The sequence below is a fragment of the Pseudomonas sp. NY11955 genome, assembly GCF_048068035.1.
GTDB lineage: Bacteria > Pseudomonadota > Gammaproteobacteria > Pseudomonadales > Pseudomonadaceae > Aquipseudomonas.
Map to the genome: position 1 here is coordinate 104,713 of NZ_JBLUPS010000003.1, position 23,088 is coordinate 127,800.

Annotated in this window: 23 protein-coding genes and 1 tRNA gene; 16 read left to right on the forward strand and 8 right to left on the reverse strand. The window is 62.6% G+C overall.

The window, feature by feature from the left end; translation table 11 throughout:
* Positions 1-51: 51 nt before the first annotated feature.
* The 7 genes from ACNFBR_RS06230 (at position 52) to ACNFBR_RS06260 (ending at position 4,651) form a co-directional block, all read left to right on the forward strand.
* Complete coding sequence (locus ACNFBR_RS06230) at positions 52-438, forward strand: DUF488 domain-containing protein (RefSeq protein WP_416734099.1); 387 nt, start codon at positions 52-54, stop codon at positions 436-438.
* A 10-nt stretch (positions 439-448) separates the two neighbouring features.
* Complete coding sequence (locus ACNFBR_RS06235; protein ID WP_416734100.1) at positions 449-880, forward strand: GNAT family N-acetyltransferase; 432 nt, start codon at positions 449-451, stop codon at positions 878-880.
* A gap of 115 nt (positions 881-995) precedes the next feature.
* Entirely contained in the window at positions 996-1,379 is a 384-nt protein-coding gene (locus ACNFBR_RS06240; protein ID WP_416734101.1) for a helix-turn-helix domain-containing protein, read from the forward strand.
* Between the two features lie 69 nt (positions 1,380-1,448).
* A complete protein-coding gene (gene uvrY, locus ACNFBR_RS06245; RefSeq protein WP_023047491.1) occupies positions 1,449-2,087 on the forward strand; it encodes a UvrY/SirA/GacA family response regulator transcription factor in 639 nt (212 codons plus the stop codon).
* Between the two features lie 6 nt (positions 2,088-2,093).
* Positions 2,094-3,917 carry an excinuclease ABC subunit UvrC gene (gene uvrC / locus ACNFBR_RS06250; RefSeq protein ID WP_416734102.1) on the forward strand — a complete coding sequence of 608 codons (1,824 nt, stop codon included), beginning with the start codon at positions 2,094-2,096 and terminating at the stop codon, positions 3,915-3,917.
* A gap of 33 nt (positions 3,918-3,950) precedes the next feature.
* Entirely contained in the window at positions 3,951-4,511 is a 561-nt protein-coding gene (pgsA, locus tag ACNFBR_RS06255; protein ID WP_012273272.1) for a CDP-diacylglycerol--glycerol-3-phosphate 3-phosphatidyltransferase, read from the forward strand.
* Positions 4,512-4,575: 64 nt separating this feature from the next.
* Positions 4,576-4,651, forward strand: a tRNA-Gly gene (locus tag ACNFBR_RS06260).
* 1 nt (position 4,652) lies between these two features.
* On the opposite strand, the gene ACNFBR_RS06265 is transcribed toward ACNFBR_RS06260, so the two are convergent.
* From ACNFBR_RS06265 to ACNFBR_RS06295, 7 genes are all read right to left on the reverse strand, one after another.
* Positions 4,653-5,006 (reverse strand): Arm DNA-binding domain-containing protein, encoded by a 354-nt coding sequence (locus tag ACNFBR_RS06265; protein WP_416734103.1) that lies wholly within the window; start codon positions 5,004-5,006, stop codon positions 4,653-4,655.
* Between the two features lie 69 nt (positions 5,007-5,075).
* The gene (locus ACNFBR_RS06270) at positions 5,076-6,383 is read right to left on the reverse strand and encodes an MFS transporter (RefSeq protein ID WP_416734104.1); all 1,308 of its coding nucleotides are present in this window, start codon (positions 6,381-6,383) and stop codon (positions 5,076-5,078) included.
* Between the two features lie 64 nt (positions 6,384-6,447).
* Entirely contained in the window at positions 6,448-7,428 is a 981-nt protein-coding gene (locus tag ACNFBR_RS06275; RefSeq protein ID WP_416734105.1) for a transketolase family protein, read from the reverse strand.
* Between the two features lie 3 nt (positions 7,429-7,431).
* Positions 7,432-8,319: a transketolase gene (locus tag ACNFBR_RS06280; protein WP_416734106.1), complete on the reverse strand. Its 888-nt coding sequence runs from the start codon at positions 8,317-8,319 to the stop codon at positions 7,432-7,434.
* Positions 8,320-8,367: 48 nt separating this feature from the next.
* The gene (locus ACNFBR_RS06285) at positions 8,368-9,459 is read right to left on the reverse strand and encodes a glycerol dehydrogenase (RefSeq protein ID WP_416734107.1); all 1,092 of its coding nucleotides are present in this window, start codon (positions 9,457-9,459) and stop codon (positions 8,368-8,370) included.
* A gap of 143 nt (positions 9,460-9,602) precedes the next feature.
* Entirely contained in the window at positions 9,603-10,295 is a 693-nt protein-coding gene (locus tag ACNFBR_RS06290; RefSeq protein ID WP_416734108.1) for an SDR family NAD(P)-dependent oxidoreductase, read from the reverse strand.
* 59 nt (positions 10,296-10,354) lie between these two features.
* Positions 10,355-11,146 (reverse strand): shikimate dehydrogenase family protein, encoded by a 792-nt coding sequence (locus ACNFBR_RS06295; RefSeq protein ID WP_416734109.1) that lies wholly within the window; start codon positions 11,144-11,146, stop codon positions 10,355-10,357.
* A gap of 278 nt (positions 11,147-11,424) precedes the next feature.
* On the opposite strand from ACNFBR_RS06295, the gene ACNFBR_RS06300 reads away from it, so the two are divergent.
* From ACNFBR_RS06300 to ACNFBR_RS06335, 8 genes are all read left to right on the forward strand, one after another.
* Complete coding sequence (locus tag ACNFBR_RS06300) at positions 11,425-12,618, forward strand: glycerol dehydrogenase (RefSeq protein ID WP_416734110.1); 1,194 nt, start codon at positions 11,425-11,427, stop codon at positions 12,616-12,618.
* On the forward strand, positions 12,619-13,791 hold the full coding sequence (locus ACNFBR_RS06305; protein WP_416734111.1) for an iron-containing alcohol dehydrogenase: 1,173 nt from the start codon (positions 12,619-12,621) through the stop codon (positions 13,789-13,791).
* A gap of 136 nt (positions 13,792-13,927) precedes the next feature.
* Positions 13,928-15,202, forward strand: coding sequence for a carbohydrate porin (locus ACNFBR_RS06310; RefSeq protein WP_416734112.1), 1,275 nt, complete (start codon positions 13,928-13,930; stop codon positions 15,200-15,202).
* A gap of 67 nt (positions 15,203-15,269) precedes the next feature.
* Positions 15,270-16,778, forward strand: a complete 1,509-nt coding sequence (locus tag ACNFBR_RS06315; protein ID WP_416734113.1) for an aldehyde dehydrogenase — start codon at positions 15,270-15,272, stop codon at positions 16,776-16,778.
* Positions 16,779-16,810: 32 nt separating this feature from the next.
* Complete coding sequence (locus ACNFBR_RS06320; RefSeq protein ID WP_416734114.1) at positions 16,811-18,052, forward strand: sugar ABC transporter substrate-binding protein; 1,242 nt, start codon at positions 16,811-16,813, stop codon at positions 18,050-18,052.
* Between the two features lie 55 nt (positions 18,053-18,107).
* Entirely contained in the window at positions 18,108-19,619 is a 1,512-nt protein-coding gene (locus tag ACNFBR_RS06325; RefSeq protein WP_416734115.1) for a sugar ABC transporter ATP-binding protein, read from the forward strand.
* A complete protein-coding gene (locus tag ACNFBR_RS06330; RefSeq protein ID WP_416734116.1) occupies positions 19,612-20,658 on the forward strand; it encodes an ABC transporter permease in 1,047 nt (348 codons plus the stop codon). Before ACNFBR_RS06325 ends, ACNFBR_RS06330 begins: the two co-directional genes overlap by 8 nt.
* 121 nt (positions 20,659-20,779) lie before the next feature.
* The gene (locus tag ACNFBR_RS06335) at positions 20,780-21,457 is read left to right on the forward strand and encodes a GntR family transcriptional regulator (protein WP_416734117.1); all 678 of its coding nucleotides are present in this window, start codon (positions 20,780-20,782) and stop codon (positions 21,455-21,457) included.
* Positions 21,458-21,604: 147 nt separating this feature from the next.
* Here ACNFBR_RS06335 and ACNFBR_RS06340 read toward each other — a convergent pair whose 3' ends face one another.
* Positions 21,605-22,711 carry an alkene reductase gene (locus ACNFBR_RS06340; protein WP_416734118.1) on the reverse strand — a complete coding sequence of 369 codons (1,107 nt, stop codon included), beginning with the start codon at positions 22,709-22,711 and terminating at the stop codon, positions 21,605-21,607.
* A 237-nt stretch (positions 22,712-22,948) separates the two neighbouring features.
* On the opposite strand from ACNFBR_RS06340, the gene ACNFBR_RS06345 reads away from it, so the two are divergent.
* Positions 22,949-23,086: a hypothetical protein gene (locus tag ACNFBR_RS06345; RefSeq protein WP_416734119.1), complete on the forward strand. Its 138-nt coding sequence runs from the start codon at positions 22,949-22,951 to the stop codon at positions 23,084-23,086.
* Positions 23,087-23,088: the final 2 nt, after the last annotated feature.

Here is a 23,088-nt window from a genome sequence, read left to right on the forward strand (position 1 = left end):
GATCAATGAATTATCTAGGCTCAAGACGAGCGGTAATGGCGGGAGAAGCCCATGATTCGCTGCAAGCGCGTCTACGATGCGGTTGAGGATGACGATGGCCGGCGCGTGCTGGTCGACCGCCTGTGGCCGCGCAACAAACGCAAGGAAGACCTGCATGGGGAATGGTTGCGCGAAGTGGCACCCACGGCGGCATTGCGCAAGGCGTTTCACCAAGGTGAGGTCGATTTTGCCGGTTTTACCCAGCGCTACCAGCAAGAGCTGGCGGCCCATCCCGAGCACTGGTATCCGCTACTGGACATGGCCGGGAAGGGCACGCTGACATTGCTTTATGCCGGCAAGGACAGCGAGCACAACAATGCCCGGGTGCTGGCCGAGTGGCTGGAAGACGAACTGGACAGGCGTGGACCTGGCAGTTCGCCTGTGTGTTATGCCCGATGAGCGCTATGCGATGCCTTTACAGTTGATCCCCGCCGACGACAGCCACTGCACCTTCGCCCGTGATCTCACGCGCCGCGCCATGTTGCCGTACTACCGCGAATACGACCTGCTGTGGATCGAAGAGGCCTTCGACGAAGCCTGGGGCTGGCGCGAGCAGTGGCTGGTGATCGAAGACCACACCCTGCTGGGTTTCTGCAGCCTCAGCCAGGACCGCCAGGCGCTGTTCATCCGCGAGTTGCACCTGTTGCCCGAGCACCGTGGGCGTGGGGTCGGTAGCTGGGTGTTGGAACAGTTGGCGCTGTGGGCCAGGCAGCGGCAGCTCCCGCTGTTGCGGCTGATGGTGTTCCGCAGCAACCCGGCCCGCCTGTTGTACCAGCGCCACGGCTTCGTCGAAATGGGTGAAGACGATTGCTTTGTGCGTATGCAGCGGGCAATCAGCTAATAGCTAAATGATGGCTTGTCGCGACCGAGGAGCAGGGGCATAGTGGATCCACATGTTGGCGGCTGCAGGCGGGTAGACCGTGCATGAGGGAAATCAGGGAAGAGGAGAGACCGCTATGAGTGGAATAGGCCCGCGGCTGCGGGAAGAACGTGAACGGTTGGGCATGACTCAGCGTGTATTCGGCGATATCGGCGGGGTCGAGCCCAACGCCCAAGGTAAGTACGAAAGCGGTGAACGCACGCCCCGAGTCGATTACCTGGCAGCGCTGGCGGCCAGGGGCGTGGATGCGCTGTACGTGCTCAGCGGCCTGCGCACCCCGGCACCGCTGGAAGGCTTGAGCACGGATGAGTCCGGTTTGCTGGGGGCTTTTCGACAATTGTCGTTGGACGATCAGGTGGCGTTCTGGCATCTGTTGGGGCGCTTGGCCAACAACGTGAAGCCCCGGCAAGCTGTAAGGCCTCATACCGTTGAACGTCAGGCGTTTCTTACGGAAGCATAGCGCTAGGCCCGGCGTGAAAAATTTTGTTAAGGTGGCGGGATCCAATCGCCCAGTTTACGAGGTGTGTGCTTGATTAGGGTCTTAGTGGTCGATGATCACGATCTGGTACGAACCGGTATTACCCGCATGCTGGCTGACATCGATGGCCTGCAGGTGGTGGGTGAGGGGGATTCAGGCGAGTCGGCGCTCAAGCTGGCTCGAGAGCTGAAGCCGGACGTGGTGCTGATGGACGTGAAAATGCCCGGCATCGGTGGCCTGGAAGCCACCCGCAAGTTGCTGCGCAGCCATCCGGACATCAAGGTGGTGGCGGTGACGGTGTGCGAGGAAGACCCGTTTCCCACACGCTTGTTGCAGGCCGGCGCCGCCGGCTACCTGACCAAGGGCGCAGGCCTCGATGAAATGGTTCAGGCCATCCGCCTGGCGTTTGCCGGCCAACGCTACATCAGCCCGCAGATCGCCCAGCAGCTGGCGTTGAAACCCTTCCAGCCTCAGGGCTCGCCGTTCGACACGTTGTCCGAGCGGGAAATCCAGATTGCCCTGATGATCGTCGGCTGCCAGAAAGTGCAGATCATCTCCGACAAGTTGTGCCTCTCGCCCAAGACCGTCAATACTTACCGTTATCGGATCTTTGAAAAACTCTCGGTCACCAGCGACGTCGAACTGACCTTGCTGGCCGTTCGCCACGGTATGGTTGACGCAAGCCTGTAAAACCCCATGTCCCAAGTTTTTGATGCCAGCGCATTCCTGGCGACCTGCAGTGGTCGCCCAGGTGTTTACCGGATGTTCGACGGCGAGGCCCGGCTGCTTTACGTGGGCAAGGCCAAGAACCTGAAAAAGCGCCTGGCCAGCTATTTTCGCAAGACCGGCCTGGCGCCCAAGACGGCCGCGCTGGTCGCCCGCATCGCCCAGGTAGAAACCACCATCACCGCCAACGAAACCGAGGCGTTGCTGCTGGAACAGAACCTGATCAAGCAATGGCGGCCGCCCTACAACATTCTGTTGCGCGACGATAAATCCTACCCCTATGTGTTCCTTTCCGACGGCGAGTTCCCGCGGCTGGGCATTCACCGTGGGGCGAAAAAGGCCAAGGGCCGCTACTTCGGCCCTTACCCGAGCGCCGGGGCCATCCGTGAAAGCCTCAGCCTGCTGCAAAAGGCCTTTTCCGTGCGCCAGTGCGAAGACAGCTACTACGCAAACCGCACCCGACCGTGCCTGCAGTACCAGATAAAACGCTGCAAAGGGCCTTGTACCGACCTGGTGACCGCTGAGGAGTACGCCGAGGACGTGCGCCATTCGGTAATGTTCCTGGAAGGGCGTAGCCAGCAACTGGGCAACGAGTTGAATGCCGAGATGGAGCAGGCCGCCATGGCCCTCAATTTCGAAAAAGCCGCCGAACTTCGTGACCAGATCGCGCTGCTGCGCCGTGTGCAGGACCAGCAGTACATCGAGGGTGGCAGCGGCGACGTCGATGTCATCGCGGCCTTCGTCAACCCGGGTGGCGCCTGTGTGCACTTGATCAGCGTGCGCGGCGGGCGAGTACTGGGCAGCAAGAACTTTTTCCCGCAGGTGGGCATCGAGGAAGAGGTGGCCGAGGTCATGGCCGCCTTCCTTTCCCAGTATTACCTGGGCAACGCCGAACGCGAACTGCCAGGCGAATTGATCGTCAACGTTGTTCACGAAGACTTCGACGCCATTGCCGAAGCACTGCACACGCTGCGTGGCCGCGAGTTGACCATCAGCCAGCGGGTGCGTGGCACCCGCGCTCGCTGGCAGCAGTTGGCAGTGACCAATGCCGAGCAGGCGCTGAACGCCCGCCTGGCCAACCGTCAGCACATGGCCGCTCGCTTCGAGGCGTTGGCCGAAGTGCTGGGCCTGGACGAAGTGCCGCAACGCCTGGAGTGCTACGACATCAGCCACTCCAGTGGCGAAGCCACTGTGGCCAGTTGCGTGGTGTTCGGCCCGGAAGGCCCACTGAAGTCCGATTACCGCCGCTTCAATATCGAAGGTGTCACCGCTGGCGACGACTACGCCGCCATGCACCAGGCCCTGACCCGCCGCTACGGGCGTATCAAGGACGGCGAGGGCAAACTGCCCGACGTGCTGCTGGTGGACGGCGGCAAAGGCCAGCTGAACATGGCCCGCGACGTGATGCAGGAACTGGGCTTTACCGACCTGACCCTGCTCGGTGTGGCCAAGGGGGTAACGCGCAAGGCGGGTTTCGAAACCCTTTATCTGAACGATGTGCATCACGAATTTACCCTCAAAGGCGATTCATCGGCCTTGCACCTGATCCAGCAGATCCGCGACGAAGCCCACCGTTTTGCTATCACTGGCCACCGCGCCCGCCGTGGCAAGGCCCGTCGCGTCTCCAGCCTCGAGGATGTGGCCGGGGTAGGGCCGAAGCGCCGGCGCGACCTGCTGAAACATTTCGGCGGTCTGCAGGAGCTCAACCGCGCCAGTGTCGATGAAATCGCCAAAGCCCCCGGCATCAGTAAAAAGCTTGCCGAATCAATTTATGCCAGCCTGCATAGCGAGTAGAATGCCGGGCTCAACTTGCAGCCAGTCGTACCGATGAATATTCCAAACCTGCTCACCGTTCTACGCGTCCTGCTCATCCCGATCTTCATCCTGCTGTTCTATGTGCCCTATCAGTGGAGCTACATGGCAGCCAGCAGTGTGTTCGCCGTTGCCGCTGCCACCGACTGGCTGGACGGCTACCTGGCGCGTCGTCTGCAGCAAAGCACGCCGTTCGGTGCCTTCCTCGATCCGGTGGCCGACAAGCTGATGGTGGCAGTGGCCCTGGTACTGCTGGTGCAGACCCATGCCAATTTCTGGCTGACCCTGCCAGCAGCGGTGATCATTGGCCGTGAAATCGTGGTGTCGGCGCTGCGCGAGTGGATGGCCGAGCTGGGTGCGCGGGCGCATGTGGCGGTGTCCAACCTTGGCAAGTGGAAGACGGCGGCGCAGATGCTGGCGCTGGTGATTCTGCTGGCCAACCCACCAGCAGTGACCTTCTGGGTGATCCTGGGCTACGGTCTACTACTGGTGGCGGCGGGGCTGACGCTGTGGTCGATGGTGCACTACCTGCTGGCTGCCTGGCCGCACCTGCGCGAAGGCTCGGAACAAAAATAAAAGTTTTTTTGAATCAAGGGGTTGACGCTGTTTTAGAAATCGCTAGAATGGCACCCATCACGACGCGGGAATAGCTCAGTTGGTAGAGCACGACCTTGCCAAGGTCGGGGTCGCGAGTTCGAGTCTCGTTTCCCGCTCCAGTTATAGATCTACAGAGTTCCATGGAAGTCTGTAAGTCGTTGAAAAAAGGGCCGAAAGGCCCTTTTTTCGTTCCAGCGAAAACCACCGGCAACCGGGGTAGCCGCGCATTTTAAGGCCAGATTTGAGGCCAGAATGGGATAGACCCCAATTCGGTTTCTCGATGGAGCAGGATCGCTGACGAGATGAGCATTTGGCTTCCGGCAGGTTCAGGAGGTCACCATGGCTCTTTCGGAAATGGCGATTCGGCATGCCCGAGTTACTGGGGTTGGTGCCCTGAGCAATCAGCGTTCGGGCCTCGTCGCGCCGTGTCCGAGCGTCACGCAGCCCCACTTGGGGATAGCTGCCAAAGGACATGCGCTTCGGCGTATTGAAGTCTCCATGCAGATCATCCGGATCTACATGGAGTCAGCTGCGATAAACGACTCAAACCTGGTTGATCGGAATACCGTGGTTGTTTTTCCACATCAATACCACTGCACTGGCAATTACTGCCACCACGATTAGATAAACATTAAATACCCAACCGATCTGCTCCGAGTACAACCAAGTGGTCAGGTATGAGGCGGTCCCGCCAAACACGGCCACCCCCAAGGAAATGCACACCCCAAACATCCGCGTGCGATAGCGCGTCGGAATCTGCTCGGAGATCGATGCCGGCTTGCAGCCGGTGATGAACGCCACCAGCATCAACCCGGCTGTCTGCGCCACCATCAGTGTCCATGGCTCGCTGGAGATCATGCCCCACAGCGGGAACAGCGTCGCGGCAATGCCCAGCAGCGAGATCAGCGCGCAGACCTTGCGCCCCCAGTGGTCCGACAGCCAGCCACACACCGGCAGGAAGGCCAGGTAGATCACCTGGGCAACGCAACTCATCATGAACGCACTGTGCGGATCCATGCCCTTGACGGTCATGGCGTAGATCGACGCCGAGGTCACCCAGGTGTAGTAGGTCAGGGTCGCTCCGGCTTCATAGAGGAACAAGCGCACTCCATGTTGCACGACCTGGCCGCGGCTCCAAGGCGCCTGCAGCGAATTGTGGCTGGCACTTGGGCTGTGCTCGCTCTCCATCATGTTGCGCCGCAGCCACAGGGCGACCACGGCCAGCACACCTCCAGTGGCGAACGGGATACGCCAGCCCCATTGCTGCATTTCTTCGACGCTGAGCACCGAGGTCAGCAGGGCCATGTAGAAGGTCGCCAGCAACGAGCCGCTGCCGACGGCGAAAAACACCGTGCTCGACCATAGCCCACGGCGTTTCGGCGGGGCAATTTCGGCGATATAGGCGTAGGAGGTGGTGGTCTCGCCGCCATGGGCGAAACCCTGGACCAGCCGCGCACCTAGTAACAAGGCCGAGGCCCAACTGCCAATGGCTTCATAGGAGGGGATAAAGGCGATCAGCAGGCTGGCGCCGGCCATCAGCAGCATGGTGCTGAGCAGCACGGTGCGCCGGCCGAGGCGGTCGGCGAGGATGCCGAAGACGATGCCGCCCAAGGGGCGCAACAAAAAGCCTGCGGCGAACACGGCAAGGGTGGCCAGTAGCGCAGAGGTGGGGTTGCTTTTGTCGAACAGGGCGGCGGCGATGTAAACCGACGCGACGGTGTAGAGGGTCCAGTCGAACCACTCCAGCAGGTTGCCGACGCCAGTGGCGAGCAAGGATTTGCGGCGCAGGTTGACAGCGCCTGGCGTGGCCTGGGCCACGCTGCCGGGCAGGGTCTCGGTCATATTGTTCATTGTTGGCTCCGAGCGAAAGGGGCGGACAGCGCCAGGGCTGGCGCTGCCCGTACAGCGGCAGATGTCAGCTCGCCAGGTGCGCGAGCGCCACTTCCTCGATGCCAGCGGCGTCGAGCTTGTAGTGCTGGTAGAGGTGGGTCGGTGGTGCGATCAGGCTGTACTCGTCATAGATCCCATGGCGCTTGAGCTTGATCCCGACACCTTCGTCGGCCAGCACCTCGGCCACGGCCGCGCCCAAGCCGCCGAGCACGTTGTGCTCCTCGACCGTCATCATCCGCTTGCTGCGCGCGGCGGCCTGCAGGATCGCCTCACGGTCGATTGGCTTGATCGACGCCATGTCGATCACACCCACCGAACGGCCCTCGGCATTGAGCTTGCGCGCAGCGGCCAACGCCGGATGCACGGTGATGCCACAGGCAATGATGGTCAGCTCTTCGCCCTGCACAAGCTCGGTGGCCTTGCCGAATTCGAAGGTGGCGCCGTTCTCGTAGATGATCGGGTCGCGACCACGACCGATACGGAAGTACACCGGTTTGTCGTAGCTGGCCGAGGCCTTGATCGCTGCGGCCAGTTGCGGCCCGTCGGAGGGCGAAACCACTGCCAGGTCGGCGATCGAGCGCATGGTCGCGATGTCTTCGGTGGCGTGGTGCGAGGTGCCGTAGAAGCCCAGCGAGATCCCGGTGTGGTGGCCGATCAGGCGCACCGGTTGCGCCGAGTAGGCGACGTCCATGCGGATCTGTTCGCAGCACAGCAGGCCGAGGAACGAGGCGAAGGTCGCCACGAACGGCATCACCCCGCAGGTGGCCAGGCCGGCGGCGGCGGTGACCATGTTCTGCTCGGAGATGCCGAACTGGATGTAGCGATCCGGGAACGCCGTGGCGAACTTGTTCAGGCCGTTGGAATACTGCAGGTCGGCGGAGCCTGCCATCACCGGATGACCCTCGCGGGTCAACTCGATCAGGGCATCGGAGAGGTAGGAAAGCCCTGGGTTCATGGCGTTCAGGCCACGGTATTGCCAGGAGTTGGGGGACAGGGGGGCGCTCATGGTTCAGATCTCCTTGGCTTCGATTTCAGCGATGGCGCGTTTGGCGTCTTCAGGGTCCAGGTAACCCAGGTGCCAGCCCGGCTCGGTTTCCATGTATGAAACCCCTTTGCCCTTGACGGTCTTGGCGATGATGCAGACCGGTTTGTCGCGGTTTTCGTCGGCCTTGACCTTGCGCAGGGTGGTGGTCACCTCGGCGATGTCGTGGCCGTCGATCACGTGCACCTCCCAGCCGAAGGCGCGCCATTTCTCATCCAGCGGCTCGACGCCGATGACATCGTCAACGCTGCCGTCGAGCTGGAAGCCGTTGCGATCGACAATCGCGATCAGTCGACTGGCCTTGTGATGGGCTGCGCCCATGGCTGCTTCCCAGACCTGGCCTTCCTGCATTTCGCCGTCACCGAGCATGACGAAAACGTCATATTCATGGCCGGTGAAGCGCTGGGCCAGGCACATGCCCAAGCCGCCGGACAGGGCATGGCCGATGGAGCCGGACGAGAAGTCGATACCGGGTACTTTGCGCATATCAGGGTGATCGCCCAGAGGGCTACCCAGGCGTGTGTAGTCATCCAGCCATTGCTTGGGGAAGATGCCGAGGTCGGCCAGAATCGGAAATTGGCCGACGGCAGCATGGCCCTTGCCCATCAGGAAGCGGTCACGGCCAGCCCAGTTTGGCTCTTCTGGGCGCAGGTTCAGTACGTCGTAGTAAAGGGCGGAGAACAGCTCGGCGGCGGAGAACACCGAGGTGTAGTGGCCAGTCTTGGCGATCTCGATCAGGCGGATGGTTTCCAGGCGGACGAATTTCGCCCGGTCGCGCAGGTGGGCGACGGTCTCGGCGCTAGGCACGAAATCGCTGGCTTTCCAGGCCTCGAGGGTTTTACGGGGTGTAGCCATCTCTACCTCCAAATGCAGGCATCGCAGGGTGGGTGTTGCCGGGGAAATTCAGCGGGTCAAAGATTCGAGCGCGCGCATGGCCTCGATCAGTTCATCACTGGTTAGGGGATGGCCGTTGGCGCGCACGAAATTGCGCGCGTGGGGCGCTTGAAGGGTCGGCTCGGCAACCTGCAGCAGGGTCGCTTGATCGAGCACATCGACGCCCAAATCGACCAAGTTGCAGGGCAGGCCGATACGTCGGTAGAAGGCCAGCAGCTCAGCCATGAACGACGCTTCGCGGTCCTCAAGTACCAGCTGCACCAGCAGGCCATAGGCAACCTGCCAGCCGTGCACCTGGTCGCGTGCGCCAGGGATCTTCGACAGGCCGCGAGTCATTGCGTGGGCGATCGACAGGCCGCCACTCTCAAAGCCCAGGCCGCTCATCAGCAGCACGGCCTCGATCAGGCGTTCGAACGATTCGTTGACTTCGCCGCTGCCTGCCAGCGCCAGGCCGTCTTCAGCGTGCGCGCGCAGCACCTGGTAGCACTCGCGGGCCAGGGTCACGCCGGCCAGCGAAGGGCGGGCGCCGAACATATTGACGCCGCCAGCCTTAAGGCACTGTTCGGCTTCGAACTTCTTGGTCAGGGCATCGGCGATGCCCGCCAGCAGGAACGTGCGGGGGGCTTGGGCGATCAGGCGGGTATCGACCAGCACATAGCGTGGGCTGCTCAGCAGGTGGCCGACTTCGCTGAGCTGATGATGCTCGTCGTAGACGACGAAGTTCTTCGAGGTCGGCGCATCGTTGGAGGCCACGGTGGGCATGCTGATCAGGGCGGCGCCAGAGGCGTGGGCCAGGGCTTTGCCGGCGTCGATCGACTTGCCGCCACCGACTGCCAGGATCATGTCGAAGGCAAACCGCGCGGCGGACTGGCGCAGGGCGGCGATGCCCTGGGCGGTGATCTCACCATTGAAGGTGATGTAGTGCAGGTGGACGTTGGCGCGGGCGCAGGTGGCGTCCAGACGCTCCTTGACCAGGCCGATGACGAAACTGTCGATGACCACCACGGCGCTGCGGCCGCAATGGGCCAGGTATTGGCCTGTCTCATCAAGTACACCAGGGCCTTGCACGTAGCGCCCGGGCGATCCGAATACCAGATTCATACGGCACCTCTTTGTGACTGCTTGTTGTTGTTATGCGAGATCCGCGAGGATTTCGGTCATATGTGATGCATCATATATCATGTGTTTTGACCGTCAAGCGACTTCCGCTAGCAGTGACGGCCGTAGGTCAGTTCAGTGGTGAATCAGGCGATCGAATAACCACCGTCGACGGCCAGGGTGGTGCCGGTGATGTAGCGAGCGTTGGCAGAGACCAGGAAGGCGATGGCGTTGGCCACGTCTTCAGGCTGGCCCCAGGCCTGCATTGGAATGCGTGACAGGATGCTGGCTGAGCGGCTTGGGTCTTCGTAGGCGCGGCGTGACAGCTGGGTCACGATCCAGCCTGGTGCCACGGCATTCGAACGCACCCCGTCGCCCGCCCAGGCCACGGCCTGGCAGCGGGTGAGTTCAGCGATAGCCGCTTTGCTCGAGGCATAGGCTGGGGTCTTGGCCGAGCCGAAGATGCCCCACATCGAAGCGAAATTGATCACCGCGCCGCGAGCCAGCTTGAGCGCGGGCAGGGCGGCGTTGCTGATGCGCATGACGGCGGTGAGGTTGACCTCGAGCACGCGGCTGAAACCGCCCAGTTGCCATTCACGGCTGTGGTCGATGACGCCGGCGGCATTGATCAGCGCATCGATACGTTCGAAACGGCTGAAGAAATCGTTGACCGCGGCGTCGCTGGTGACATCCAGTTCCTGGTAGTGAATACCTGCAATCGATTGCTCAGGTTCGCCCAGGCCCAGGGTATGCACCTGGTAACCGTCGGCGAGCAGGCGCTGGGCAGTGGCCAGGCCGATGCCTGAGCCGCCACCGGTGATGATTGCGATCTTGGTCATGTAGTGCTCCGTTATAGAGGTTTTTGTGTAGGGGCAAGACAGCGGGTTTTGACCGGGCATTAGTGGCCGAACAGAAAATCAGCCAACAACTCAACCTGCCCGGTGAGCATGTGCACGCCCTTGTGAATCTGGCAGCCACGCGCCTGAGCGGCCTCGAGCAACGCGGTGACATCAGGGTTCATCACCACTTCGCCGACCAGCGTGCACGGATCGAGCGTTTCCACCGGCAGCGGCAACGGGTCATTGGCCTTCAGCCCCAAGGCGGTGGCATTGATCACCACATCGAAGCCACGCCCATCGGCGGCACCGGCTGCCACCTGACGACCAGGCACCAGGCCTTGCAGCTGGTTCGCCAGCTCCTGGGCCTTGGCCGCGGAGCGATTGCTGATCACCAACTGTTCCAACGGCTCGGCCAGCAGGGCGTGGGCTATCCCCGTGGCGGCGCCACCGGCGCCAAGCAGTAGCACGCGTTTGCCAGCCAGGCTGTGGCCTTGGTTTTTCAGGCCACGGACAAACCCTTCGCCATCGAACATCCGCCCAGTGAAGCGCCCATCGGCTAAACGGCGGGCGACGTTGCACACCTTGAGCAACTGCGCTGTGCCCTGGAGTTCATCACACAGATGAGCGACTTCGATCTTGTGCGGCACGGTGACGATCACCCCGGCGAGGTTCTCGATCCCGCGCAGGCCTTGCCAGGCTGAGGCCAGGTTGGCGGGCGAAACCTCCCAAGGCACCAGCACGCCGTCATGGCCCAGGCGTTCAAGGAGCGGGTTGAAGAAGGACGGCGTGCGCAAATGCTTGGCCGGGTAGGTCAGGTGGACCACGACCCGGGTGGTGCCGGTGATTAGCATGGTTGCTTCCTTTTGCGGACAGGTTCAGGGAATACGCGCCAATTAATGCATCATATATCTTTTGTTTAGCATAGCGTCGCAAGCAAAAGTGTTTTGCTTTGAAGTCAAAGAATAGCGATTGGTATGCAAAAAATAAATATGATATATCATGTTTTCACTTGGCCCCCAGCCGGTGAACGTCCTGATAGCAAGAACAACAAAAGCCTAAGAAAAGGCGAGGATGAACCCATGCAAGCAGTGCGTTGTGCGTTGCCGCTCGAACGTGGCGGGAGGTGCGAATGACCCAGATCTTCGCCGCACCCGGCCGCTACATTCAGGGCTACAAAGAGCTTGAACGCCTCTACCGGCATATCGCCTGGTTTGGCCAACGCTTTCTGATCATCACCAGCCAGGGCCGCCTGGATAGCCTCAAACAGACCCTGGCCATCAGCTTCGATCAACCCGACCTGAGCCTTCACTACGCCGTCTTCGATGGCGAAGTCACCCGCGCCGAGGTCCAGCGCTTGGTTGCGCTGCAGCACAGCCTGGGCTGCGATGGGGTGATTGGCGTGGGCGGCGGCAAGGTGCTCGACGCCGCCAAGGCAGTGGCACAGCAAGCGAGCCTGCCGCTGTGCATCGTGCCCACCGTGGTCTCCAATGACGCCCCGACCAGCGCCTTGTCGGTGCTGTATCACCCAGATGGCAGTTTCGATGACGTGCTGTTTCATGAGCGCAGCCCGGATGTAGTGGTGGTCGACACCTGGGTGATCGCTCAGGCGCCGGTGCGCTTGTTGGTTGCTGGCATCGGCGACGCCTTGGCTACCTATTACGAAGCGCGTACCTGCGTGCAAGGTGACAACGACAACTTCCTCGGCCTGGCCGGTGGCGGATTGCAGTCGAGCGAGGGCGGCGGCAAACCCACCCTCACCTCGATGGCGATTGCCCAGCTGTGCCACCAGGTACTCCAGGCCGACGCCGTGCAAGCGGTCATGGCCTGTTCCCGGCAGATCGTCACCAAGGCGCTCAATCGGGTGATCGAGGCCAATGCGTTGATGAGCGGCATCGGCTTTGAGAGCAACGGCGTGGCTACTGCCCATGCGGTGTATTGCGGATTCAGCGTGCTGGGTGCGCGCGCCACGGCCTACCACGGGGAGTACGTCGCCTTCGGCACCCTGGTGATGCTGCTTCTGGAAGGCGCACCGGCCAGCGAGTTGGATCAATTGCTGAGGCTGTGCCTGGCGATCGGCCTGCCGGTGTGTTTTGCCGATCTGGGCCTCGCCGACCTCAGCGAAGAGGAGTTGCAGCAAGTGGTCCAAATCGCCGCATCACCGCAGCAGACCAGCCGGGTAGAGCCGTTCGAAGTCACCGCCTGGGAAATTCGCGCGGCGCTGATCGCCGCCAGCGACCTGGGTGAATTCTACAAAAAAGGCGGATCGATCCTGAGCACATCGGGTGCTCGGGATCTGCCATCGGCCATTAGCAGAGGTGAGTAGATGAAAGCATTTCAGGCAAGCCTGCCGGTCAAACTGGATTTTGAGGTCGGGGCGATCCGCCGCATGGGCGAAAAGGTAGCCCCCTATGGCAACAAGGTGCTGCTGATGGTCGACCCGTTCCTGCAAGGCAGCGAGCTGGTCGCCCAGGTGCTGGGCAGTTTTGCCGAGCGCGGCATCAGCGCAGTGGAGTTCTACGACATCGTGCCCAACCCACGGCACACCACCATCGACCGTGCAGTGACGTTGGTGCGTGACAGTGGCTGCCAGGTGGTGGTGGCGATTGGCGGCGGCAGTGCGATCGACTCGGCCAAGGCGGTGGCTTTCGTCGCCGTGCATGGCGGCAGTTGCTGGGACTACACCGAGCGCCTCGGTGAGCCGGTGACCCGTCCGCAGACACGCGGCCTGCCGTTGCTGGTAGTGCCGACGACTTCCGGCACCGGCACCGAGGCAACGCCGTTTGCCGTCATCAACAATCCTGCGCTGGGCCTCAAGTGTGCCATCGTCAATCCGCACATCTATCCGGATGTGGCCTTGATCGATCCGCAGATTCTGGTTTCCAAGCCGCCGCGGCTAACCGCGCTGACCGCGGTCGATACCTTCTGCCATGCCCTTGAGGCCTATATCAGCATCCACGCCACGCCCTGGGTAGAGATGGTCGCGCTGGAGGCGATTCGGCTGTTCGCGACCAATGCTCTGCGCTGTGTCGAACAGGGTGATGATCTGGAGGCGCGGGCGCGCATGGCCTTTGCCTCGACCTTGGGCGGCATGGCCATCGCTGGCGCTGGGGTTACCGTGTCGCACGCGCTCGGCCAGCCACTGGGGGCGATGACCGATGCCCCGCATGGCGGCACGGTAGCGGCCAGCACCGCGCAGGTGATCCGCTGGACCTTGCCGGTGGCCGCCGACAAGTTCGCCCGCGTGGCCGAAATTCTTGACCCCAGCACCCAGACACTGGCCGAGGGCCAGCGTGCCGCTCGGTTGCCGGAGATTGTCAGCGCTCACTTCGCTCGCCTGGGCGTGCGCGACACTTTCGGCAGCTATGGCCTCAAGCCCGAGCAGGTCGATGAGTTTGCCCAAGTGGTTTGGACCAGTTTCAACCAGGACCTGGCGTGCCACCCGAAACCGATTCGTGACCAGCAGGAGGTGGCCGAGATCGTCAGGCAGTGCCTCTAGATCGGATCGGCTGAACATTTCGCGTCGCGGCTAAAGCCGCGACGCGTGCACCACTGCACTCAATACCAAGCACCACCTTTGCACACTCGAACCGCTGAACAACAACCACAACAACCAGTTTCGGGAATTCGACGCAATGGCAAGATCCACCTTGATCGGGGTCGGGCTACTGGGCGCGTGCGCCTTGCCTCCTGCCCAGGCCGACAGCTATTCACCGGCCAACTTTCTCTTCGGCGACTGGCAAGGCCAGCGTACCCGCCTGCATGAGCAGGGCGTGGACCTGCAGTTCACCTATGTCAATGAGCTGGCCTACAACACCCAGGGCGGCGAGCAGCACAAGGGCACTTACAGCGATCAGCTGATGGCCGATGCGCGCTTCGACCTACAGCGCCTGCTGGGCTGGCAGGGCGCGGCGTTTCGCCTGACCCTGAGCAACCGCAATGGCGAGAGCCTGACCCAAGAGGCCAACACCGGTACGTTGTTGGCCGCCCAGGAAATCTACGGCTACGGCAGCGTCACCCGCTTGGTGCAGATGTATTACCAGCAGGCGCTGCTCAATGAACGCCTGCTGCTCAAAGTCGGGCGGCTGCCGATGAGCGGCGATGTGTTCCCGTTCTCCTGCAAGTTTCAGAACCTCACCTTTTGCGGCGCCGTTCCGGGCTACATCACCCCCAACTGGTTCACCTGGCCGGTCAGCCAATGGGGCGCCACCCTGGCTGCGCAGTTGACCGATGACTGGTGGCTCAATACCGCGATCTATCAGGTCAACCCACGCTTCACCGAAAACAGCCAAGGGTTGAATTTCGCCAGCCCGTCAGGCACCAGCGGCTACCTGGCTGTAGGTGAGCTGGCCTGGAAACCGAGCTTCAATGGCCTGCCGGGCAGCTATCGGCTCGGGCTGTGGCGCAACACGGGCGACTACGCCGATATCTACCGCGATGTCGACGGCCAGCCCATCGGCCTGACTGGCGCGCAAGCCAAGCAGCACGATCAGGCCAACGGCTATTACGCCATGGCCGAACAGCGCGTCTACCAGAGTGCGCGCAACCCCGCGCGCGGCCTGACCCTGTTCGCCAACTTCATCCAGTCTGACCGGGATGTTTCCAGCATCGAGCGGGTTTGGCATGTGGGCGCCTTCATCAGTGGGCCATTGGCCCAGCGCCCGCAGGACGAGATTGGCGTTGCCTTGGGCCGCCTGGAGGTCAACCCGCGTTCGGCCCAGCGTGTGCAGCAAGCCAGTGGGCAACCGCAGCGCGCTGATGTCGAGTACCCACTTGAGCTGTATTACGGCCTGAGCCTGAGCCCGGCGCTGACCCTCAGACCTAATGTGCAGTACGTACGCAACCCCGGCGGTTTCGAGCATGACCGCAGCGTGGTGGTCTGGGGCCTGAAAACCGAAGTGAGCTTCTAAGGCGATACAGCCAACACGACGCCGTGTCACTTTTTTAATGATGCATCATGTATGAACGGAGTGAATCATGAGCCTTGCCAATTTCGTTGACCTCACCAGCGTCCAGCAACGTGCCAGCCAGCTCACGCTGCTGGGCCAAGCATTTATCGATGGCCGCTTTGTCGATGCCCAGAGTGGCGAAACCTTCGACAACATTTCGCCCCGCGATGGCCGGGTGCTCAACCAAGTCGCCTCGTGCCAGGCCGCAGACGTCGACCTTGCCGTCAAGGCCGCGCGGCGTGCTTTCGACAGCGGCGTTTGGGCGCAGCGCACCCCCAAGGAACGCAAGAAAGTCCTGCTGCGCTTTGCTGCACTGTTCGAGCAGCACATGGATGAGCTGGCGCTGCTGGAAACCCTCGACATGGGCAAGCCGATCAGCGAAAGCGCAGGTTTCGACGTTCACGCTGTGCTCGATTGCCTGCAGTGGTACGCCGAAAGCTGCGACAAGCTCTACGACGAAGTCGCCCCCTCGGGCCCTGCAGCATTGGGGCTGGTGACCCGCGAAGCGATTGGCGTGGTGGCGGCGGTAACGCCGTGGAACTTCCCCATGCTGATGGCCATGTGGAAGGTCGCGCCGGCCCTGGCCATGGGCAACTCAGTGATCCTCAAACCTGCCGAGCAGTCGCCGTTGACGGCCCTGCGCATCGCCCAGCTGGCCGCAGAGGCAGGCATTCCGGCGGGGGTGTTCAATGTCTTGCCCGGCTTTGGTCCCACCGCCGGCAAGGCCCTCGGTCTGCACATGGATGTCGACACCCTGGTATTCACCGGCTCCGGCGAAGTCGGCAAGTTGTTTCTGCAGTACTCCGGCCAGTCGAACATGAAGCGCGTCTGGCTCGAGTGTGGCGGCAAGACGCCGAACATCATCCTCAATGACTGCCGCGACCTGGAAAAAGCCGCGACCACCGCAGCGCGATCGATGTTCTTCAATCAGGGCGAGGTTTGCGTGGCGCCGTCGCGGCTGATCGTCGAGGCGGGTATCCGCGCCGAGTTCGTTGCCGAGGTGCTCAAGGTGGCCCGGGCGATCAATGTTGGCGACCCGCTGGACCCAACCACCGAGCTGGGCGCGATGGTCGATGCCAGTCAATTGCAGCGGGTACTGGGCTACATCGACAAGGGCGTGCAGGAGGGCGCCCAGCTGATTCTTGGCGGCGAGCGGGTCAAGCATGGCCTGGGCGCCGAGGGCTACTACATCCCGCCAACCATTTTCGACAACGTCAGCAATGACATGACCATCGCCCGCGAAGAGATCTTCGGCCCGGTGCTGTCGGTGATCTCTGCCCGCGATCATCTCGAGGCCTTGCGTATCGCCAACGACACCCCGTATGGCCTGGCCGCCAGCCTGTGGACCGCCGATCTGTCCCGCGCCCACCAGATGGCCCGTGGCCTGCGTGCCGGCAGCGTGTGGGTCAACTGCTTCGACGGTGGCGACATCAGCATGCCGTTCGGTGGTTTCAAGCAATCGGGCAACGGCCGCGACCGCTCGCTGCACGCCCTGGACAAGTACTCCGAGCTCAAGTCCACCTGGATCGAGCTGTGAGCCTTCGCCCGGCAACCTTGGAGAACAATAAGATGAACAAAACCGTTGCCCGTACTTTTGCCACCCTGACCATGACTGCGCTGTTGGCCGGCCCAGCCTCCGCCGAGGCGCGCCACCCGCTGTACCAACTGATCCCCAATACCGCGCTGTCGGGCCTGGTCGATCCGCAAATGGCTGATCGTAGCCAGGTCGACAAGGCCCTGCCGCTGAAACAGAAGGGCGAGCGCCTGCGTATCGGTTGGACCGAGATCACCCTCGGCAACCCTTGGTTCGTGTCGATGATCGACGACGCCCGTAGCCTGGCCGAACGCTATGGCTATGACATGCAGGTGCAGGTCGCCGACAGCGATGTCGCGCGCCAGAGCGCCCAGGTCGACAATTTCATCACCCTTGGCGTCGATGTGATCGTCATCGACCCCACCGACATCCTCGGCTCGGTGGCCGATGTCGAGCGGGCAGTGGCGGCGGGGATCCCGGTAATTACCGTCGGTACCGCGCCGGACGCCCAAGCGCCGGTGATCACCACCAGTACCGGTAACCCCTACGGCAGCGGTGTCGAGGCGGGGCGCTACGTGGTCGAGCACAGCGATCCGGCCAGCGAGATCAACGCGGCCATGGTCATCGGGGTGATGGGCAACTCCACTTCCGAGAGCCGCCTCAACGGCATGATCTCCGGGATCGTCCAGGCCCGCGCCGAACAGCGCAAGCTCGGATTGTCCAGGGAGGATGCCCTGCTCAAAGGGTTCGAGCTGTTCCAGCAAGTCAAGGCCAAGGGCAGTTTTAGCTGGCCCGAAGGGGGCTTCAATGTGCTTGCCTGGGGGCGTGGCGATTGGACCGAGGAGGGCGGCCTGGCTGCCAGCGAAGACATCCTCAGTGCCCACGGCGAACGCCTCAACCTGATCCTGGCGGAGAACGACTTCATCGCCATCGGTGCGATCAACGCCGTCGACAACGCCGGCAAGGCCGGACAGGTGCGAGTCGCTGCCGCAGCTGGCAGCTTCAAGGTCGCGCTGGAGCTGATCAAGCAGGGCAAGCTGCTGGTCACCGCCAGCAACAGTGGTTCGCAAACTGGCGTGGCGGCTATCGAGCTGATCCATCAAATCCTCGATGGCCGGCTTGCCGCCAACAACTTGCCGTTGGCCTCGTACTTTCCGGTCGAGCTGATCACCCCGGCCAATGTCGAGCAGTTCATCCGGCTCGAACAGGCCCCGGCCAGTGTCGAGCGATTGCCGGCGTTCCGCTCCATCGACCAGCTCAAGGCAGCCATGCGCTGACCCCCGCGGATGCGGCGCCTGCCCAGGCAGCGCGCCGCTTGCAGAGGCATGACCTATGAATGCAGCAAACACTACCGCGGTGCAACTGCGCGACATCCACAAGGCTTTCGGTGGCATCAGCGCGCTGAGTGGAGCCAGTTTCAGCGCCCAAGCCGGTGAGATTCACGCACTGATGGGCGAGAATGGCGCGGGTAAATCGACCTTGATGAAAATCCTCGCTGGCGCCTACCTGCGCGATGCCGGCGAGGTGCTGTTGCACCAGCAACCGGCGAGCATCGCCAAGCCGGCCGACGCCCTGCGCCTGGGGGTATCGGTGATCTACCAGGAGTTCGCCTTGGCGCCACACCTGTCAGTGGCCGAGAACATCTGCATCGATGACCTCGGCGCGCGCAAGGGCCTGGTGCAGTGGGCCACGCTGCGGGCCAAGGCGCGGCGCATTCTCGACGAGTTGGGTTTTGCCAATATCGACGAGCGCCGCGCAGTCGGCGCGTTGCCGGTAGCCCATCAGCAGGCGGTGGAAATCGCCAAGGCGCTGTCACGCAACGCTTCGGTGCTGGTGTTCGACGAGCCGACGGCGGTGCTCACCTCGCACGAGACCGAGCAGTTGTTTCGCATCCTGGATGAGCTGCGGCGCAAGGGCGTGTGCATCATCTACGTCTCGCACCGCATGGACGAAATCTTCCGGATCTGTGACCGCGCCACAGTGCTCAAGGATGGCCGCACGGTGGGCACCTTGCCGCTGTCGGCCATTGATGAACGCGGCCTGGTGCAGATGATGATCGGCCGTGAACTGAGCGATCTGTTTCCGCCGCGCAAGGCCAGTCTGGGTGAGGTGCGCTTGCAGGTCGAGGGCTTGTGCGCCGGGCCGCTGGTGCGCGATATCAGCTTCCAGGCGCGTGCCGGCGAAGTGTTGGGTTTCAGCGGCTTGGTCGGCTCGGGCCGCACCGAAACCATGCGCGCATTGTTCGGCGCCGAGCGCAGCAGTGCCGGCAGCATCCGCCTGGATGGCCAGCTGCTGCGCAATCGCAACCCGCGTGAAGCCATCGGCCACGGCATTGGCTTGCTCCCCGAAGACCGCAAACAGCAAGGCGTGCTGCTGGAGATGTCGATCCGGATCAACGCCGCCTTGCGGCCTGATTCGCCCTACACCGGCCGCTGCGGCTGGATCGACGGCCGGCGCGAGCGCGCCGGGGTCGAGGCGCTGAGCAAGCAACTGCGGCTCAAGACCGGTTCGATCGAGCAGGCAGTGGGCGACCTGTCAGGCGGCAACCAGCAAAAGGTCGCGCTGATGAAGTGGGTCGATGCCGGCTGTCGGGTGTTGATTCTCGATGAGCCGACCCGCGGCGTCGATGTCGGCGCCAAGACCGAGATCTACCGGGTCATCAATGAACTGGCCGAGGCCGGGGTATTGATCATCCTGGTGTCTTCGGAAATGACTGAGCTGATCGGCATGTGCGACCGGGTGCTGGTGATGCGCGATGGCGCCATCGCTGGCGAGCTCGGCGGCAGCGCGATCGAAGAACACGCAATGATCTGTCTGGCGATGGGAGTCGAACACCGTGGATAACAACCTGAGCAAACTGGCCGCCGGCAACCTGCCGGGCGAGCCTGCCCAGCCGCAGGCCTGGGGGCGCTCGCTGCAGCGTCTGTTTTTGCAGCACAACGCGTTGGTCATGCTGCTGGTACTGGTGGTGGTTGCCAGCAGCCTGTCGGCGGACTTCTTCACCTGGCAGAACCTGGGCAACCTGCTACGCCAATCGACGCCGTTGATGCTGGTGAGCATCGGCATGCTGATCGTCATCCTCACCGCCGGCATCGACTTGTCGGTGGCGTCGGTGGCGGCGGTGGGCGGTATCGTCGTGGCGATGAGCCTGAACCTGGTGCCGCTGGCGGGTGGCGCCGGGCTGTTTTTGGCGGTCGCCATCGCCGTGGCGGCTGGGGTGTTGATGGGCCTGGTGACGGGTAGCTTCGTCGCCTACTTTCGCATGGCGCCGTTCATTGCCACCCTGGCGATGATGACGGTGGCCCGGGGCCTGGCGTTCATACTCTCCAATGGCCAGCCGCAACGCCTCGCCGACAGCCAGAGCGCCGCTGGGCTGTTGCGCGACTTCGGTCGCCAGGCGGACGGCCTGTTCGGCGTGCCTTGGCCGGTATGGTTGGCGGTGCTGGTGATCGTAGTGTTCGCGCTTATCCTGCGTTACAACGCCTTTGGCCGGCTGATCATCGCCAGCGGCAGCAACGAAACCGCAGTGCGCCTGGCAGGGATCCCGGTGGAGCGCTACAAGCTTGCTGCCTATGCCATCTGCGGCGGGTTGAGTGCATTGGCCGGGGTGGTCATCGCCTCGCGCTCCGGTGTCGCCACGCCAAGTGCCGGCATGGCCCTCGAACTTGATGCCATTGCTGCCTGCGTGATTGGCGGGGCGCTGTTGTCCGGCGGCAAGGGCAGTTTGTTCTATACCGTGGTTGGCGTGCTGGTGCTGGGCCTGATCGGCAACATCATGAACTTGCTCAGTGTCCCGGCTTACCCACAGCAGATCATCAAAGGCGCGATCATCGTGGTGGCGGTGTTGCTGCAAGGGGTGGGCAGGCGCGACGCGCGCATCTGATACCGGCGGGCGTGCTGGCGGCGCATGAATGATGATGTATCATGCGTTTTCGCCATCTCGCCCAGCGGCGCCATCACTGGAAGCTGGCGCCGGGCCATTCACCAGACGAGAGAGAATCAGCGTGACAGTTCACAAGCCCCTGGATAAAGGCAACCTGAGCGAGCGGGTCTACAGCATCATCCGCACGGCATTGATGGACGGCCAGTACCAACCGGGTGACCGCCTGCGCATCAGTACCCTGGCCGAGGAGTTCGGGGTGTCGATCACCCCGGTGCGCGAGGCGATTTTCCGCCTGGTCAGCGACCATGCCCTGGACATGAAGGCGGCGACGTCGATCTATGTGCCAGAGCTGACCGTTAGCCAATTGCGCGAGATCCAATTGATTCGCCACCTACTCGAAGGCGAGGCGGCGGGGATTGCCGCCGAGCGTATTTCTGCCGCTGAGCTGGAGCATCTGGAGCAGGTGCAGGCGGCGTTTCAGGCGGCGGTCAGCGTCGATTACAAGAAGGCGTCGCTGCTTAACCGCGAGTTTCATTTTGGGCTGATTGCCGCAGCGCGCATGCCGGTGATCTTCAAGACCTTGGAGAATATGTGGGTGATGATGGGGCCGCTGCTCAGCACCTTCCACGCCGAAGTGCCCAAGGCGGAGTTGGCCAGCGCCAAGCACAAGCATTTCGAAGTGTTGGAGGCCTTGCGCAAACGTGATTCAGCCAAGGCCAAGGCGGCTTTGCAAGCAGATATCGCCTGGGGCGAATTGATGTTGGAGTGGCTGGAGCGCAAGTCGCTGAGCCCGGCCTGAGCAGTACCGGCCCTATCGCGAGGCAGGCCATCAAGGCCAGCGCCTGGGGTCCAGCCCCAGGCTTGGTAGGTGTTGGAAATGAGGGCGTCCTCGGGTTTAGGGCGTGTGGCCTCCTCGCGGGCAAGCCGGATCTGTCCCGAGTCACGATCAGGCTGACTGCAACGTTGGGTAATCAGTCAGCCCTCGGGCATCACCCCCAAACAGGGTGGCGCGTTCATGCTCGGCCAGCGGCGCATGCTGGTGCAGGCGCTCGGGCAGGTCTGGGTTGGCCACGAACGGCCGGCCAAAACCGATCAAGTCAGCCCAGCCCGCTTGCAGCGCCTCACGCGCACGCTCGCCAGTGTATTTGCCGGCATACACCATCACCCCTGGGAACACCTCGCGCAGTTGTTGCTTGAAGGCCACCGGCATGTCTGGCGCATCATCCCAGTCGGCCTCGGCGATATGCAGGTAACCAATACCGATCTCGCCCAGCCGCTTGGCGGCTGCGGTATAAGTGGTGACTGGATCTGCATCGACACAGCCATTGAGGGTCGTCAGCGGCGCCAGGCGTACGCCGACCCGGCTGCGCTCGCCAGTGCCATCGACCAACGCGCGGGTCACTTGATCGAGAAAGCGCAGGCGGTTTTCCAGCGAGCCGCCATAGCCATCGGTGCGGTTGTTGGCCTCAGAGTCGAGGAACTGGTTGACCAGGTAGCCATTGGCGGCATGTAGCTCGACGCCATCGAAGCCAGCTGCCATGGCATTGCGCGCGGCCTGGCGATACTGCTCGACAATTTGCCCGATCTCCTCTTCAGTCAGTGCTCGCGGCTGCGATGCCTGGACAAAGCCTGGGCTGCCATCGGGGTTGTCGATGAACACATTGACCCCGACCGCCTGCACCGCCGAGGACGACACTGGCGCCTGGCCGCCGAGCAAGCTGCTGTGGCTCAAGCGACCGACGTGCCACAGCTGGGCAAAGATCCGCCCGCCCGCGGCATGCACTGCTTCGGTAACCAGCCGCCAGCCGTCGATCTGCTGCTGGCTGTAGATGCCTGGCGTGCGCGCATAGCCCTTGCCCAATGGCGAGATCCAGGTGCCTTCGCTGACGATCAAACCGGCGCTGGCGCGCTGGGCGTAGTACTCGGCCATCAGCGCCGTGGGCACGTCACCCGGTTGCGCGGCGCGTGAGCGGGTCATCGGCGGCATAAGAATGCGGTTGGGCAACTGCAGGCCACCCAGTGGCAGGGGTTGGAACAGCGGGTCGTTGCGCATGGCGGTCTCCGGGGAAAGTCGATGGGGTGATTCTCGGCAGCGGCGCACGAGGGAAACAGCCGTCGTGAGGACAATCACTTTTGCCGCCACGGCACGAGTGGGCACGCGGTGTCGCTTATTTAGTTGCACAAGCCATTCGTGCTCGGCGCACAAAATTGATTTCTACGCGCCGCTATTTTTGTCCCGCAGCCATTTGCTGAGAATCCGCCTCACTTTCCGCTCACCGAGGCATCCTCCATGACCGTTATCAAGCACGCCCTGCTCCTGCTCGCCACCCTGGCCAGCCTGTCGTCCGCCCTGGCTGTCCAGGCCGAAGAGTCGTCAGCGTTTGTCGAGCGTACGCAAATGCTCAGCGCCCGCGCCCTGAAAAACTGATG